Annotated in this window: 18 protein-coding genes and 1 riboswitch; of the genes, 2 read left to right on the forward strand and 16 right to left on the reverse strand. The window is 42.6% G+C overall.

Annotation, left to right across the window (positions count from 1 at the left end; genetic code table 11):
* Positions 1-53 precede the first annotated feature (53 nt).
* Both JYB65_RS06945 and JYB65_RS06950 read left to right on the forward strand, forming a co-directional pair.
* The gene (locus tag JYB65_RS06945) at positions 54-725 is read left to right on the forward strand and encodes a DUF4956 domain-containing protein (RefSeq protein WP_206581931.1); all 672 of its coding nucleotides are present in this window, start codon (positions 54-56) and stop codon (positions 723-725) included.
* 40 nt (positions 726-765) lie between these two features.
* Positions 766-2,442 carry a CotH kinase family protein gene (locus tag JYB65_RS06950; RefSeq protein WP_206581932.1) on the forward strand — a complete coding sequence of 559 codons (1,677 nt, stop codon included), beginning with the start codon at positions 766-768 and terminating at the stop codon, positions 2,440-2,442.
* Here the strand turns inward: JYB65_RS06950 and JYB65_RS06955 are convergent.
* The 16 genes from JYB65_RS06955 to JYB65_RS07030 all read right to left on the reverse strand — a co-directional run bounded on the left by JYB65_RS06955 (position 2,439) and on the right by JYB65_RS07030 (position 16,623).
* Positions 2,439-3,167, reverse strand: a complete 729-nt coding sequence (locus JYB65_RS06955; RefSeq protein ID WP_206581933.1) for an NAD(P)H-hydrate epimerase — start codon at positions 3,165-3,167, stop codon at positions 2,439-2,441. The two genes, JYB65_RS06950 and JYB65_RS06955, sit on opposite strands and share 4 nt — an antisense overlap.
* Positions 3,168-3,242: 75 nt before the next feature.
* A complete protein-coding gene (locus JYB65_RS06960; protein WP_206581934.1) occupies positions 3,243-3,563 on the reverse strand; it encodes a hypothetical protein in 321 nt (106 codons plus the stop codon).
* Positions 3,556-3,864, reverse strand: a complete 309-nt coding sequence (locus JYB65_RS06965; RefSeq protein WP_206581935.1) for a DUF2089 family protein — start codon at positions 3,862-3,864, stop codon at positions 3,556-3,558. Before JYB65_RS06965 ends, JYB65_RS06960 begins: the two co-directional genes overlap by 8 nt.
* A gap of 187 nt (positions 3,865-4,051) precedes the next feature.
* Positions 4,052-5,716, reverse strand: coding sequence for an S-layer homology domain-containing protein (locus JYB65_RS06970; protein ID WP_206581936.1), 1,665 nt, complete (start codon positions 5,714-5,716; stop codon positions 4,052-4,054).
* A gap of 102 nt (positions 5,717-5,818) precedes the next feature.
* Positions 5,819-6,502, reverse strand: a complete 684-nt coding sequence (locus tag JYB65_RS06975; RefSeq protein WP_245156618.1) for a CPBP family intramembrane glutamic endopeptidase — start codon at positions 6,500-6,502, stop codon at positions 5,819-5,821.
* 24 nt (positions 6,503-6,526) lie between these two features.
* Positions 6,527-7,018, reverse strand: a complete 492-nt coding sequence (locus JYB65_RS06980) for a DNA-deoxyinosine glycosylase (RefSeq protein ID WP_342366635.1) — start codon at positions 7,016-7,018, stop codon at positions 6,527-6,529.
* Between the two features lie 24 nt (positions 7,019-7,042).
* Positions 7,043-7,759 (reverse strand): SanA/YdcF family protein, encoded by a 717-nt coding sequence (locus JYB65_RS06985; protein WP_206581937.1) that lies wholly within the window; start codon positions 7,757-7,759, stop codon positions 7,043-7,045.
* 69 nt (positions 7,760-7,828) lie between these two features.
* A complete protein-coding gene (locus JYB65_RS06990; protein WP_206581938.1) occupies positions 7,829-8,482 on the reverse strand; it encodes an HAD family hydrolase in 654 nt (217 codons plus the stop codon).
* Between the two features lie 27 nt (positions 8,483-8,509).
* Entirely contained in the window at positions 8,510-9,373 is an 864-nt protein-coding gene (gene thiD / locus JYB65_RS06995; RefSeq protein ID WP_206581939.1) for a bifunctional hydroxymethylpyrimidine kinase/phosphomethylpyrimidine kinase, read from the reverse strand.
* Positions 9,374-9,403: 30 nt separating this feature from the next.
* Positions 9,404-10,102, reverse strand: coding sequence for a thiamine phosphate synthase (thiE, locus tag JYB65_RS07000; protein WP_206581940.1), 699 nt, complete (start codon positions 10,100-10,102; stop codon positions 9,404-9,406).
* Positions 10,089-10,913 (reverse strand): hydroxyethylthiazole kinase, encoded by an 825-nt coding sequence (thiM, locus tag JYB65_RS07005; RefSeq protein WP_206581941.1) that lies wholly within the window; start codon positions 10,911-10,913, stop codon positions 10,089-10,091. Before thiM ends, thiE begins: the two co-directional genes overlap by 14 nt.
* Positions 10,914-10,957: 44 nt before the next feature.
* Entirely contained in the window at positions 10,958-12,262 is a 1,305-nt protein-coding gene (thiC, locus tag JYB65_RS07010; protein ID WP_206581942.1) for a phosphomethylpyrimidine synthase ThiC, read from the reverse strand.
* Between the two features lie 123 nt (positions 12,263-12,385).
* A riboswitch (TPP riboswitch) is annotated at positions 12,386-12,493 on the reverse strand.
* Positions 12,494-12,562: 69 nt separating this feature from the next.
* A complete protein-coding gene (locus JYB65_RS07015; protein ID WP_206581943.1) occupies positions 12,563-12,820 on the reverse strand; it encodes a hypothetical protein in 258 nt (85 codons plus the stop codon).
* 80 nt (positions 12,821-12,900) lie between these two features.
* Positions 12,901-14,229 carry a DUF4179 domain-containing protein gene (locus JYB65_RS07020; protein ID WP_206581944.1) on the reverse strand — a complete coding sequence of 443 codons (1,329 nt, stop codon included), beginning with the start codon at positions 14,227-14,229 and terminating at the stop codon, positions 12,901-12,903.
* Positions 14,219-14,734 carry an RNA polymerase sigma factor gene (locus JYB65_RS07025; RefSeq protein WP_206581945.1) on the reverse strand — a complete coding sequence of 172 codons (516 nt, stop codon included), beginning with the start codon at positions 14,732-14,734 and terminating at the stop codon, positions 14,219-14,221. The genes JYB65_RS07020 and JYB65_RS07025 overlap by 11 nt, the downstream gene beginning before the upstream one ends.
* Before the next feature lie 146 nt (positions 14,735-14,880).
* Positions 14,881-16,623, reverse strand: coding sequence for an ABC transporter ATP-binding protein (locus tag JYB65_RS07030; protein WP_206581946.1), 1,743 nt, complete (start codon positions 16,621-16,623; stop codon positions 14,881-14,883).
* Between the last annotated feature and the right edge of the window lies 1 nt (position 16,624).

Genomic DNA, 16,624 nt, shown 5'->3' on the forward strand with positions numbered 1-16,624 from the left:
TAATGTTTCATCATAAAAAGCACATCAACGAAATGTAAAAAGGAGATAAAATTATGACATTTAACGATATTTTTAAAAATAGTTTCTTAGAAAGCGCAACTTCTTTTTCTGCCGTCAATACAATCATTGCAATGATTACTGCCTTTCTGATCGGTTTATTTATCTTTGCAATCTATAAGAAAACCTTTTCCGGCGTCATGTACAGCTCTGCTTTTGGTGTTTCGCTAATAGCGATGTCTCTTATTACAACCCTTGTTATATTAGCCATCACGACCAATATCGTCCTTTCGTTAGGTATGGTCGGCGCTTTATCCATCGTTCGTTTTCGTACCGCTGTAAAAGACCCGCTGGACATCGCATTCCTGTTTTGGGCGATCGCTGTCGGGATCGTCGTGGGCGCAGGCCTCATTCCGCTGGCTATCATTGGCTCTGCAATCATCGGCGTTATCCTTTTCATCTTCGCCAACAAAAAGGTGAATGACAAGCCTTACATGCTGCTCGTACATTGTGCCGGCGAAGAAGCAGAAAGTGAAATATTGAAAATTGTAAAGCAAGGAACAAAGAAAAGTATGTTGAAGTCTAAAACGGTTTATGAACACGCAAGTGAACTATCCATTGAAGTGCGATTAAAAGAGTCCGAATCCAATTTTGTAAATGAAATTAACCAGATTGAAGGGGTAGCCCGAACAACCTTGGTAAGTTATAACGGCGAATATATGTCCTAGCTAGCCAAAACGCGTTTAAAAGTGTATAGGAGAAACGATTATGATTACAAGTAAATATACCCCCTTTATCGCGTGGCTTCTCATTACGGCTCTTGTGGCAGCTGCCGGGATCGGGACATGGCTAGTCCATACAGGGAAACTCTCTGTCTCTGCTGCGGAACCGGAATATGTTTCAAAAATTTTCGATCAAGATGTTATTTCTATTGATATTACCGCAGATGAGGATGAGTGGCAGAATATGCTCGATAATGCCACTGCCGAAGAATTCATATCCTGCGACATGACGATTGCCGGAAAAAGCTTATCCCAAGTCGGAATACGTCCCAAAGGAAACTCCAGTTTGACACAAGTAGCTTCCAGCGACAGTGACCGCTTTAGTTTCAAGATTAAGTTTGATAAATATGTCGATCAAACCTGCTACGGTCTTGACAGTCTGGCAGTGAATAATCTCCAGGCAGACTATACGTATTTGAAGGATTATATTGCTTACGATCTAATGCGCACTGCAGATGTCCATGCGCCTTTAACAACCTTTGCCAATATCACTGTAAACGGAAAACCGTGGGGCCTATATGTTGCAGTGGAAACATATAGTGACAGTTTTGTTTCAAGGGTATACGGGACACAAGATAACAATCTATACAGTGTAAAAAGTATGGATCGCAACGGAGGTAAAGGGCAAGAATCAATAAATACCTCTAAAGGTGCAATGGGTATACCTCCCGACGTTTCCATGATGGGTCCTCCCGGCAACGAGCGGCCGGAAGGAGCAGATGCAGCTTCTGAGGGTGCGATGAGCATGCCAAGGAACAATAATACCTCTGGCGGTGGGATGGGCATGCACAGAAACAATACCTCTGGTGGCGCGATGGGGATGCATGGCGGTGGAGGTGGCAGCACAGGCGGAGATTTAGTTTACTCGGATGACAATTGGGAAAGCTATACCGCTATATTCAGCAATGCAGTCTTTAAGAAAACCGATGAAGAAGATTATTCCAACGTTATCGCGTCGATTAAGGCGCTTAATGAAGGAACGGATATGGAAACCTATTGGGATGTGGATCAGCTCATTCGATATCTGGCTGCTCATACCTTTACCGTGAATCTAGACAGCTATATTTCAGATATGAAGCAGAATTACTTCTTGAGCGAAAAGGACGGGGTTGTTTCAGTCCTCCCTTGGGATTACAATCTGGCTTTCGGCGGTTTTGGAGGGACCGCATCTTCAACAGTCAATTTCCCTATCGATACACCGGTCAGCGGCGTATCCATGGAAGACCGGCCACTGGTTAATGCCCTACTGTCTAATAAAGACTATCTTGTGAAATACCATGAATACTTGCAAGATCTCGTTGATTACGTCAACAGCAATGAATTTGAAAATAAATATGACCATATCGTAGAAGCAATCAGTCCATATGTAGAAAAAGATGCAACCGCTTTCTGCACTTACGAAGAATTCCAAACTGCAACGCCGATGTTTTACAAGCTGCTGACATTGAGGGCAGAAAGTATACAAGGCCAGCTTAACGGAACCATTCCATCTACTGCCGATGGTCAAGCTGCCGATAATTCCGGCTTAATGGATGCTTCTGGTATCACACTTTCCGCACTGGGAGGTCAGGGAGGCGGCAAAGGCGGCGGGCAAGGTGCCCCCGGTAGGGGGCAAATGACGCCGCCAAACGGTGGCATGGATTTCAATAAGGAGAACTTTTAATCGATGCCGATTCCGACTGCAACAATTTCACCGCAGTAAGGGGCCACTTCATCCAATTCATGTACTGGCTTTGTCCGATGAAAAACAATAGTATAGTCCGCCGTAATCGTGTCTGGGTCCGGCTCTCCGGCATCCCCATTTAATCCTGTGGGGATATCCAGCGCAAACACCAGCTTTTTACGGTCCGGACTATTTTTTCGGCTTTTTTCATTTATCAACGCAGTGCATGCCCGCACTGTTTCGGATAACTGACCATGAAAACCTGTGCCATAGATCGCATCCACTATAAAATCCGCCGCTTCCACGATTTCAGGAATCGCGTCAAAGTATGCCCTTGCATCAATGACCGGCGTCCCTCGTCTCAGAACAATGTTTGCATTTTTTATGGCATCTTCCGTCCTTGGCTCGCCATCGGCCATGACAACCGTTACATTCACCCCTGCTGCTGCCAATTCTCTTGCCGCCACGTACCCGTCTCCCCCGTTGTTCCCTTTGCCGCAAAAGATCACGGCATCTGCTGGATATGGAGGCCCCTGAATGTCGAGTTTTTTACTTAGTGTCTCAAGTATAACCTGAACAGCGGCTTTCCCTGCATTTTCCATCATTTTATAATAGCTGAGACCCGATGCATCGGCTTTCCGTTCTATTTCTTTCATTTCCCCGCAAGTAACCGTTTGATAATATTTTTCGTTAGAAAATCTATCCTGTTTTGATTGACTCATCATAAACCCTCACTATCACACTCGTATCGTTATAGTTCATATCTTTATAACCGCTAGCCTACAATTTATCATAAGCGGTTATAAATCTTGAATATTCATCTTTTCTATTTCTTTATCCTTTTTAAATTTTTCTCTGCATGCAGCATATATAGCCAGCAGAACAATAGTGGGAATATTTGCTGTAATAAAGGTTACTGAAAATAAAGCCAAAATTTCTCCCGCACCCATGCTATCATACACCATAATGCCCAGAAGCATCAAAAAAGAATAGCCCAAGCAAAGAAGCGGCAATATCAGTCCAAGCCATTTATTCTTCTTTTTTGAAAGAAATATCTGCAAGAAAACTATTCCTACTATAATAAGTAATACAGCGATGAGAGCGATCGTCGTCCTAAACATGTGTATCCCCCCTTTGAACTTTCTTATATTCACTGATTAAAACCTTAGCCGTATCGAAATCTAATTTTTCATTTACCGCCAGACGTTTTATTAATGCGATATAGGGTTCGTTGACCCCATTTTCATTAATCTGTATTTTTTGAATGAGTTTATCCAGCCGCAGCCGAACAGTAGGATAAGTAACTCCATATTGATTCGCGATCTCTTTTAATGATCCCGATGCCATTACAAACTTTTTAATAAAAGAAATGTCTTCATCATCGAGATTTGTCATCCATTCCGGTACAATTTCTATTGCCATACAGGTCCCTCCTTTAATAATATTAAATATAAACTATAATTTTATTAAAATCAATAGTAAATAATTTTTTAATAAAAACGAAACAAATAAGCCGTATCCGCTAAAATCGGTTTCAGCTTTACTACCCCTTACATTAAAAAAATGCCATATATAGAATCTGTATTTTTTCTATACATGGCATTTTAGACTATTTTAAACTGTCTATCGCATTATATCCGCTGTAATCAGGTATGAGTCCTAACCGCCAGATTGAAATCTCATTGATTCCAAACATTCTGGCAAGCGCTGCTTTTTCAAACATGCTCTGCTCATTTTCATACCATAGAAATACATTTCTACCCTCTGGGGTAGTGTATTTCAAATATGGATTTCTATAAACGGTTGAAAATCCCTTTTCCGCTCCTGCGGTATTCATCCACTTATAGACCGCTTCCGTATCGGCATGAAGCGGAGAAACAGAAAGCAATTTACCGTCGTCGGAAAGTTCCCAGCCCACGGTTGCAAAGCTTACCGCAAGCACAATTTTATTTTTATCCGCCACCCCTGTCGTACTGTCTGTGATGGCTTTCAACGAATAATATACACTTCCTATCGGCGTAACCGCCGTGTTTTTGTACCATTCTGTTCCGGTATAACCCTCTAAAGAAGTCGGGTTATAATCATGGGCCATTAAGATCACTTTATCTGCCAGCTGCCCGATGGTTCTATAATCAAATCCGTCATAATACGCTCCTGTGGAAAGAGCAGGTTGCACGGTTACATAAAGGGTTTTGTTCTGAGCCTTCAGCTGTGTTGAAAGTTCCGTCAAAAATGCGTTAAAACCCTGCTTTACGTCGGACCCCTTTAGCCCTTCAAAATCGATCGTCACTCCGCTGTACGGATTTTTCCCAACCGCATCATACGTTTTTGTAAGTTCTGCCATTATTGCATCTACCGCGACCTTGCGTTTATCTGCACTTAAAAGCAACTCTTTCACTCCTGCGGAAGTGTCCATATATACGCCTAAGTGTGCTTTCGTGCCATTTCCCGATACATAAGAAAGAATATCCTCGTAACCGGACGGAATCTTAAACTGATTGCCGCCGTCGCTTCCTGTATTCAGCCATACGCCTTTATCATCATTTTCCATCGCACTCCATCCGAACGTAACCGCATCCATTTGGCTGGTTAAGTCCTTTTGGGAATAAGAAGAAATCGCATAAAACCCATGCAAGAAATCTGTTTTCCCATAATACTTTGCATACACTCTCGTCAGCATCGCTGCTGCCTCCTCGCGTTTTGCTGTATTGCCAGGTGCAAAGGAATTGTCGGAAATCCCATTAATCATTCCTATATCATAAGCGATACTTATATACCCTTTGTTTGTGGTTACATCCGTAAACGGTACAGCAGAAGACTCTGCCGTTTTCGCCGCATCAGAAAGCCCTAAAGCCTTTACAAACATGACCGCCATTTCTTCTCTTGTAATAGGTGAATCCGGTAAAAAGCTGCCGGTTTTATCCATTGCATTATTTGCTAATGCGGTCTCTACATAGGAGTAATACCACTGATCCTTTGATACATCCGAAAAGGATGCCTGTTCCGGATTGACAGCCTGCCATTTCAACATGTTGCAAAGAATGGTTGCAAATTCAGCTTTTGTAATCGTCTTCCCATATCCAAAACTGTCCTGTGCCTGTCCCTGCATTAACCCATATGTACCCGCATCTTTTATCGATTGAACCGCCCAGCTGTCTGCCGGTACATCCGAGTATGCCGTTTCTGCAAATGCAGGCATCGCCGTAATAACCATTATGAACAGTATCCCGATTAAACGTATACCGGTTACTTTTCTGCATAAAATTTTCATCATTTTATCCCCCTTTTTTCTACATACTTCTTATTATGCTCTCTTTTATCGCAGATTTCAATCCCGTATCCGCTTTCGTATGCTATCGTTGCCAATAGTGTAACATCAAAGGATACCAAATAAGATAAAGCCCACGGTGTTAATCGAAAAGTTGGCAAACATATGTACAAACCACGACGTATAGATATTTCCCTGTTTCTCATTGAGCCGATTAAATAGGAAGCCGGCCGCAATAAGGGCCGCCAGTAACAATAAAAAAAGCCCTATGGAAAACCAGTCTGCCATCATCGCCACATGGTATATCGCAAAGGCAAGGGAACTTACCAGATAAGCAAATTTACGGCTTGCCAACTTCCTTAAATTCATGAAAACAAAGCCTCTGAAGAAGAACTCTTCCAGCAGTGAATTAACAAAGGAAATATAGATTGCAATGAATACAAAATTTTCTTTATTTACCCCAACGTTTTTATTTAAGGCCCCCGTTACTTGTGAAAAATCAAAAAAATTTCCGATGGTAAAATAGCAGGCAAGAATAAAAACGTATACGCCAGCCGCCATTAGTACTGCATGAATCATACCCTTCCGTTTAACCGCAAACAATGATTTCAATGGAACGTTTTTATTGACATAGCTATAACAGAATGGCAAGATTAAAAATGCAATGATCTTAAAGAACGATTTCATTGCATACCCCGGCTGCCAGAAGGCATCCACAAAACCCATAAACAGGCAACCGATCATCAAAATTGAGAGAATTCCCCTGACCTCTTTCTTCCAAACAATCTCCATATAGTTCCCCTACTAATCTTTTCTTTATCCTCTAATAATCGCCCATTTTTGAATCAATTTTTCTAACGAATACGCCGCATTAGCCGGACTGGTCGAAGGCAATTCGATAATTTCGCGCCCGGTCTTTTCTTTCGCATATTTATTGTAAAGCCGCTGTGCTGTTTTACCGTTTGCGAAGATCCTTTCTATAGGAGCTTGCCCTAAAACCGCATGGATATCTGCCACAACCACCTCTCGAATACTGCTGTCACTCGACCCTTTTATCTCACAGCTCTCAATCACATCCCAAAGTGCAATGTTGCATTGATACAAAAATTCTTTTTTCTGTGAAACTGTTTGAGGAATTTCCGCCTCATACACACCTGCCAGCATCCGCCAAAACCGGTTTTGCGGATGTCCGTAATAAAATCCGTTTTCCCTCGATTTAACGGAAGGCAAACTACCCAAAATCAATATCCTTGAATTTTTATTATAAACAGGCTCAAAAGGCTGCATGATTCTTTCATATTCTGCCACTCTTTACGTTCCTTCCTTCTGCAATTAATCCCAGCTTTCAAGTGCATTTCCGCTGATCGGAATAGCCTCTCCTAAATAGGTCGGGTCCGGCTTTATCATGATCTTAACAAAATCTTTATTTCTTGCTATTATTTCACGAATATCCCTGATTTGCTGTCCCGCATACGTTCGCTGGTCAGAGCATACGCCGTAGGCTTTATACCCTAACTTTTCGGCTAAATAGAGCGCCCTGTATTGATGATATTTCTGCGTTACCACAATCACTGTCTTTACTTCAAAAATATCCTTTGCCCGATACATCGAATCGTACGTGGAAAAGCCCGCATGATCTAAAAAGATATCCGCCTCCGGTACCCCATGATTCAGCATATAGGTTTTCATCGCATTCACTTCATCGTAATCCTCTTGCCCATGATCTCCGGTTAATAACAACTTAGGCGCCGATCCTGCTTCATATAAAGCCCGCCCTACTTCAAGCCGGTCTTCCAGCATATGATTCGGTGTGCCATCCGCTTTTAAGCCTGCCCCCAGCACAAGAATACAGTCCGCATTCAACTCTTTGAGATCGGCGTACTCCTCTTTAACAAAGCTGACTTCTTTGGCTGAACCTATTTCTTTTACAATAGCAGCCTGGGTAGTTTTTAGGATATATTCATTGATTGCAAAGGGTACTGTTCCTACAATTACTAGAATCACTCCTGCCGTTACAATTAGTCTGCTGTATTTTTTCTTCCTATCCATATGAATTTTGCCTATTCCTTTATATATTTAATATAAAAATTAAAGGATTCTGATAAATATCCTACCTGTTTATAAAATTGATTCGCATCGCATTTCTTCTAACGTATCGTAATAATAATCTGCAATTTGTATTATTTCTTCCCGATCTGGCTCTGAAAAGGGATCCCCTACAGCGATGACTTTAAACCCTGCTTTTTTGGCTGTCTGAATGGCATGAAGCGCATCCTCAAAAACGACGGTTTCCGATTTGGGTACGCCCATAACCGTTAATGCTTTTTCAAATATTGCAGGGCTTTCCTTTCCTGCACCAACCTCTGTACAAGTCAGGATTTCTTTAAAAAAGTGACGGATATTGGTTGTTTTCAAAGCCGCCTCAACCAATTCACGGTCGGTAGCGGTAGCAATGCACATGACCACTCCTCGCTGTGCTAATTTTTCCAACAACTGCAAGGCCCCTGGCTTTAACCAAACCTCTTTTGCATAGAAGTCTGCGATCGTTTCATTTATCCCGCTCATGATTTCTTCAATCGGTACATCCAACCCGTATTGCAAGTAAAAATACTCCGCACAGTCACGAAGACTTAAGGTCTTTATCTGTTCTCTTAAATCTGCTGCCGGCTCGATTCCGCAGTTTTTTAAATAATCGCTTCCTACTGTTTCCCAAATATGCATGGATTCCAACAGCGTTCCATCCATGTCAAATATAGCTCCTTTAATATTCATTGTTGCTCCTGTTTCGTTTTATGCTATTTATTTTATTGTATCACAGATTTGAAGATTATACATATGATTTAGCGGACCGTTCCCGCTTCCTAAGTTTAATCCGGCTGCCAAGGCCCCTTTGATGTAGTGCTTGGCGAGTTTTACACTTTCTTCAAGCCCGCAGCCTGCCGCTAAATTGCACGCAATAGCAGAAGACAAACTGCATCCGGTGCCGTGTGTGTTGGGATTATCCACTCGTTCACTTCGAAACCAATGCCCCTGCTCTTTCCAGTACAGCAGATCATCCGCTGTCTGTTTCAAATGCCCGCCTTTTATGAATATGGCCGCATTCCCCGGCTGCCGCGCTTGATTTTTCGGGGTTGCGTCCGCTTGGTTCCTCGTGCACTCAGGATTCAAACCATCAGATATTTTTTCCGCTGCTGCCAGCATATCCTCTTGGTGTAGAATGCAAAATCCGCAAAGAGCTTCCGCCTCGGGAATATTGGGCGTGATAATCCTTGCTAACGGAAACAACTTTTTCGTGAAAATATCGATCGCATCATCGCTTAGCAGCTTACTTCCGCTTGTCGAAACCATCACCGGATCTACCACAATATTTTCGGCTTGATATGCTACCAACTTTTCCGCAATTACCGTGATGAGTTCTCCATTGGAAACCATTCCTATTTTAACCGCATCGGGCCTGATATCACTGAAAATGCAATCTAATTGTAACGCTAAAAAGTCAGGAGTGCTTTCCTGCACGCCGTAAACTCCCAGCGTATTTTGCGCAGTCAATGCCGTAACGGCACTCATCGCATACATTTTGTGCGCTGTAATAGTTTTAATATCCGCTTGGATCCCGGCTCCGCCGCTGCAATCCGAACCGGCTATTGTCAGTACTGTTTTCATTCTTTTTCTTCTCCTTTACGCACATCGTCTTTATACGCTCAACTGTTTTGCTAAAACAACCAATTGATTTGTTGCCTGTTGAATATTCTCTGCGCCAAAAATAGCAGAGACCAACGCCACACCTTGTATGCCGCTGCCATAAAGCTGATCGATATTTTCTCTCGTAATTCCGCCTATAGCAACTACAGGAATCGTTACGGCGTTGCAGATTTCTTTCAACTGATTATAGGAAACCTGATCGGCATCCGATTTGGTCAACGTAGAAAACACTGCTCCAACGCCAAGATAATCGGCACCATCCTTTACTGCCTGAATGGCTTCTTCTACCGTGCTCACCGACACGCCTAAAATTTTGTTTTCCCCCAAGCGCTTTCGTACCGCCGCTGCCCGCATATCGCTCTGTCCCACATGAACGCCGTCTGCTCCGCATTGAATGGCAATTTCCACATTGTCGTTGATTACAAAAGGCACCTTATATTGCTGCGCCAATTTCTTGATTTCGAAAGCCTCTTTTAGGAAGGCCGATTCATCCAGTTCCTTCTCTCTCAATTGGATGAAGGATGCCCCTCCTTTTAAGGCATCCTCCACTTGCTCGGACAAGCTCTTGCCCCCAAGCCAGGCTCTGTCGGTCACTGCATAAACGAGCAATGCTTTTCTTAAAGCTGCTGCATCAAGAGGCGTTCCTGACTCATGACCGCCTTTGATGTCATCTTCTTTACCACATGTCATAGCGCGCACCTCTGTTCAATTCCTCTCCATCTAATTTGAAGATTTCATCAATCAAATAATTTCTATAGGAGGAATTCCCTGAATTTGCTTCCTGCAGCTTGTTATACGCTTTTTCCCCGCAAAGTCCCATGGCAGTCACAGCTGCAGCCGTTGCTTCCAATGGATGATCCGGATTCGCCGTTAAGTATGCCCCGATCATAGCGGTAAGCATACAGCCGCTTCCTGTGATTTTGGCCATCATCGGGTGTCCGTTTCGGATCACGTACGCCTTTTCCTTGTCTGCCACGATATCGATGGCCCCTGTAATCGCTATAACCGCTCCGGTTTCTTTTGAAAAGTTTTTGGCAAATTCAACGGATATTTCTAGATTTTTCTCGCTGACCGCATCCAATTCATCCGCATCTACCCCTTTCGTCGTTCCGCTTCCGTAAGCCAATGTCTTTATTTCGGAGATATTTCCGCGCAGGACCGTGAATTTCACTTCTTTCATTAGATCGAGTGCTGTATTGGTTCGAAGGGCCGAAGCGCCCGCACCCACCGGATCAAGGATGACCGGATGTCCCACTTCATTGGATTTCTTTCCAGCCATAAACATGGATGTAATAGTCTGTCGGTTCAGCGTGCCGATATTGATCGCAAGTCCGCCGCAAATGGACGTGATTTCTTCCACCTCCGCCGGTTCATCCGCCATAATCGGTGAGCCGCCGCAAGCCAATAAGATATTGGCACAATCGTTTACCGTTACATAATTGGTGATACAGTGCACTAATGGGGTTGTATTCTTCACATTTTCAATCATATTTCTAAACATACTCTTTCTCCTTATTTTATCAAATCTGCTAACTCTTTAACGGTTTAATCCATGATGTCGACATACTCGCCGCGAAGAATCTTATTGACGTTTCTCATGGCGCACATTTTGCCGCACATGGTGCAAGTATCTTCTTTCTCCGGCAAGGATTCTTCCCGGTATCTTCTTGCTTTCTCTCCATCCATCGCCAGCTCGAACTGCTTCTCCCAATCCAGTTCACGGCGTGCTTCACTCATTTTATAATCCCAATCCTTCGCACCTTTGATTCCTTTTGCAACATCTGCCGCATGAGCCGCGATCTTGGAAGCCATTATTCCTTCTTTTACATCCTCAAGGGTCGGCAGCCTTAAATGCTCCGCAGGCGTTACATAGCATAAAAAGGAGGCTCCATACATCGCCGCAACAGCTCCCCCGATGGCCGCCGTAATATGGTCATAACCGGGTGCCACATCCGTTACCAAAGGCCCGAGAACATAGAAAGGCGCCCCTTTACAAATGGTCTGCTGAATCTCCATATTGGCCTGAATTTGATTCAGCGGCATATGCCCCGGCCCCTCAATAATGACCTGTACATTTTTTTCCCAAGCACGTTTCGTCAGCTCCCCTAATGTGACAAGCTCCTCTATTTGCGGAATATCTCCTGCATCCTCCAAGCTTCCCGGCCGGCACGCATCGCCCAAACTTAAGGTTACATCATACTGCTGGCAAATTTCTAAGATCTCATCGTACTGTTCATAAAACGGATTTTCATTTCCGGTGAGCTCCATCCACGCAAAAATAATAGAGCCGCCGCGAGATACGATATTGGTGTGCCGTTTCGCCGCTTTAAACCGGCTTGCCGTCATTTGATTGATTCCGCAATGGATGGTCATAAAATCCACCCCGTCTTCTGCGTGCATCCGTACGATATCAATCCATTCCTGCGCGGTAATCTCCTGAAGGGCCTTATTGTAATACACAACGGCATCATAAATCGGTACGGTTCCAATGATTGCCGGGCACTCCGCCGTCAGCTTTCTTCGAAAAGCTCTCGTATCCCCAAAGGAACTTAAATCCATAATAGATTCTGCTCCCATTCGGACGGACTCCATTACTTTCGCAAGTTCTACTTCCATGTCTAAACAATCTTTTGAGGTTCCTAGATTGACATTAATTTTTGTTTTCAGCTGATTGCCGATTCCATAAGGCTTCAAACAGGTGTGGTTCTTATTAGCCGGTATGACTACCTGACCTTTCGCCACTAGAGCCAGCAGCTCCTCCGGCTGCATCTGCTCGTATTCGGCAACGGTTTTTAATTCTTTTGTGATGATTCCTCGCCTTGCGGCATCTCTTTGTGTGGTATGCGTCATTCTCTCTCCTTTTGTTCTCGGAGGAGGCTTAATTACTAAAAAATCATGCTTAATCGGTTTTTGATTTTTCCGCGTAATGAAAAAACGGGAAATACCATAGGTACTTCCCGTTAAAAACAAATCGCTTTAGCTTTCGGCTCCTCCCTACGTTGGCATTATCCAAATCAGGTTAAAGGGTCGAAGTTGGATTACTTCCTCTCAGCCTGCGCACAAGCTCCCCTGTCCATATTTAGTTGTTACTATTATTAATTATACTCTGATTTATATAACTCTTCAAGAGGCAAATCAACGCTGCGAATATTATTTAAAAACATATCTGCCACTAAATGCTTTTTTCTCCATAACACCTTTTAGCCCTTTACTGCTTTTAATGGAATAGCGTTCACCTTTCGAAAATACTCCTGAAATGTCTTCCAACTCAAAGGTTTCCCCAAACAACTTATTGGTACGTAATTTCCCTGTAAAAGTCTTCGTTAATTTCCCTAGATCCTCATCAAAAAAACCATCTTCACGAAAAAGATGTGTATCTGATCCAATAGCTTTAAAGTAAAATTCCATATCTTTTCCTCCAATTATATTTACAAAATATGGTTATTACTATTATAGTATCATATCTCAGCAATTTATTAAAGAGTATTTCAAATAATTGGATGGTTGTATATAAGGGTTCCATTTAATGAGATGGATTGAATCTCTTTCAGTTCAACCGGATGTTCAAACAGGGCTCCTGCATTAGTCTGAACGGAGCCGGATTCGTCTTCCTCCACAGAGGTATTCCAACCTCTGCAACTCAACTGTTCTCCATCTTTCATGGTAACGACCACCGCGGTCTCCTCCGTTTTTACCCTGTATCCGGTAAAGTAAATGCCAAGGGTTGAAATCTCTATGGTATCGGCAATCTCCTTTTTCGAATCTATTACCACATTTTCAGAATCTGCAAGTCTAAAATTTACGTTCCAGCTGCCCTGCGTATAATCCCCATCTTCTGTGAAAGACGCCCATAGATGATAGTTTTTCAAGTGATCTATATCCGCTATGTCAAAAACATATTCAATATGTTTTGAGTGCCGATCGCCGTTTTGGGTATCCAAATCCGTATTAAAATAGTAGTTATTTACTTCCACTTCATTTCCGTTCGCATCCACTAATTTAAGCTGTCCATGGTCATCCACACTTTCATTCCATTTTGTTTGAATATGCAATTTTCCATCCACAAATCCGATATTACTGACGGTAACAAAATCAATCCTCTCTCCTAACGCAATTTGCATCTGATCGGGGGTTAGCACATATAAATCTTCCGCTTTTCCTGAACCGCCGCTATAATAATAATTCGAAACAGGTTCACTTGCTGCATTCCTATCGACAGCATCGGCCAGATTAATCTGAGTATCATACCAAGCATGCTCTATTTTATTGCTTAAAAAAGAACTGATTGCCAGCGTGGTCATTTTATTGGACATATTTACGCCGCCTGTTCCCATTAGCTGAAATACAGCGGTATGACTTTTCTCGTCATAAGAAAGCATTTGGCAGTTAAAAGCAAAAGGTCCCTCTAAACTATAATTATAAATATCGGTTGATTCATCGACTCTCTTGCCCGTTTTATCTTGAACCGAAAAATAGACGAGGGCATTGTGTGAATCATTAACAGCAACCATCACATCCAACTTTATCCCCTTATCTTCGACCGTTTGATGAATCGGATAAAGCCGTTCGGCAAGGGTTGGACTGAGCGTATAAATCCAGTCATTTACCGCCGGAACAGTTGCTGCAAATGCAGTAATGGAACCTACAATAAATACGCACATTGCAAAAGCCACCGCCAGACCTTTTCTCAGACAAACCCTCCCTCTATCCTTTTTTTGTCTATAAACAGTAGCATCCAATATTTTTTGAGATACTTCAGGACTGATATTTATTTCGTTCAGCCGATCATCTATATCGCTCTTCCAGCTATTCATCATAATACCATCCTTTCAATGATTTTTTCAGTTGCTTCCTTGCTCGGTTTAAGCGCACTGAGACGGCGGACTCCGTCACGCCAAGAGCCACTGCTATTTCCTTCGTTTTCATTTCCTGATAATAAAATAATAGGATCACTTCTTTATATCGGGGCTTGAGACTAGAAATTTCTTGCAGTACAGTATCATCCCATAGCGGCGGATCTTCTTGAAAAGGTTCTTTCTGTGCTTCTTCCTTGCATAATCGATTTCTAAACCAAGCGCTTCTCAGCTGTGATTTACATACATTAATGGCGATGCTTGTAATCCACGTTTTTTCGGAACAATTTCCTTTAAATTGTCCCCACTTTTCGTAGACTCTGATATAGGTTTCCTGAACCGCGTCTTCCGCTAGATGGATATCGTGCAAATAAAGAACACACATCCTTAAAATACTGTCACCATACTCTCTGATCAGCCGCTGCATATCAGGTTTCCCCTTTAAATCCGGTACCGGAAAATGCTCCATGTTTGCTCTCCTTTCATAGATTTAGACGCACGCATAAATAAAAAGCTTACATTTTTTTATTTTTACAGAAATTTAGAAAAAAGCTGTCTTCACAGACAGCTTTCAGAGGGTTATTGTTTTATACGGGACAAAGTCGTTTATTTATTTTATTCATTCGCAAACTGCATATTATACAAGCTTGCATAAATTCCGTCTTTTTCGAGCAGATCTTTATGCGAACCGGATTCTGCAATCCCATCTTCCGTCAACACAAGGATTTTCTCTGCATTTCTTATGGTAGACAAACGATGTGCAATCACAAAAGTCGTGCGGTTAGCGGCCAATTTTTCCAGCGATTCTTGAACCACACGTTCACTCTCATTGTCTAACGCGGAAGTCGCCTCATCGAAAATCAAAATGGGCGGATTCTTCAAAAATACTCTGGCAATAGAAAGCCGTTGTTTCTGTCCGCCGGATAACTTGATTCCGCGCTGACCGATATCCGTATCGTATCCGTCCGGAAGTTCCATGATAAATTCATGTGCATTTGCATTTTTAGCGGCCTGAATGATTTCTTCTTCTGTTGCCTCCGGCTTCCCGTAACGAATATTTTCCATCACATTTCCGGCAAAAAGATAGACATCCTGCTGAACGATTCCAATATTATCCCGCAGACTCTTCAACCGTACTTCTCTTATATCCTTTCCATCGATCTTGATGCTGCCGGTCGACACATCGTAGAACCGTGGTATTAAACTGCACAGCGTCGATTTTCCTACACCCGACGGGCCGACTAAAGCGATATACTCGCCTGCCTTCACATTTAAGTTGATATCGGACAACACTTTTTCGGTACCCTCTTCATAGCGAAAAGAGACCTGGTCAAATACGATCTCCCCTCGAACCTGTTTCATATCCGACGCACCGGGCGAATCCACGATATCCGGCTCAATTGCAAGAATTTCCAAGAAGCGTTCATATCCGGATGCTCCGTTTTGAAATTGCTCGGTAAAATTAATCAGCTTTTTAACCGGTTCGGTAAAATTATTGATATATAATAAGAAGGTAATCAGATCCGTTACCTCAATGGATTTATTGGTGATGAAGATGGTTCCCGATACAATAACGGCAATACTGATTAAGGTTGTAAACGCACCCAATCCCGAATTATAAATGCCCATGTAGCGATAACTGTCCGTTTTGCTTGCTAAGAAGCGGCTGTTGCCTTCTCTGAACTTTTCCATTTCAATATCTTCATTGGCAAAAGATTTCACCACCCGGATTCCGGATAAGTTGTCTTCAATCTGCGCATTGATATCTGCAATCCTAGCTCGATTTCTTTTAAAAGCTTTTTTCATTTTGAAGTTATAGTATCCGGCATACGCTACCATAATCGGAATCATCGCAAAAGCAATCAGTGCGAGCTTCCAATCGATGGCTAATAAAATAGTGAAGGAACCGAACAGCTTGATGATGGAGATTAACAAATCTTCCGGTCCATGATGAAACAGTTCACTGATTTCAAATAAATCGTTGGTGATCCTAGACATCAATTGCCCAACCTTTTGATTGGCAAAAAAGTTAAAGGAGAGTTTTTGATAGTGGCTGAAAATTTCATTACGCATATCAAATTCCATTCGGGCACCCATTTGGTGTCCATAAAACGCAATGAAAAAATTGCAATAGCATTCCAGCACGACCATCCCAAGCATGGCCAATCCCAGCGTCAATATCACCCGGAAAGCTTCGCTTTGCTCATAGTAAATCACATGATTGGTAATATAGCGGATAATCAGCGGAATCGCCAGTGTCACCCCTGCTCCCATGCAGGCGAAAAACATATCTGCTGCGAACAATTTTTTATAGGGCTTATAGTAAGATAAAAACTTTTTCCACTTTTTTTCTTTCATT

It is taken from the genome of Clostridium aminobutyricum, assembly GCF_017255415.1.
Classification (GTDB): domain Bacteria; phylum Bacillota; class Clostridia; order Peptostreptococcales; family Anaerovoracaceae; genus Aminipila; species Aminipila aminobutyrica.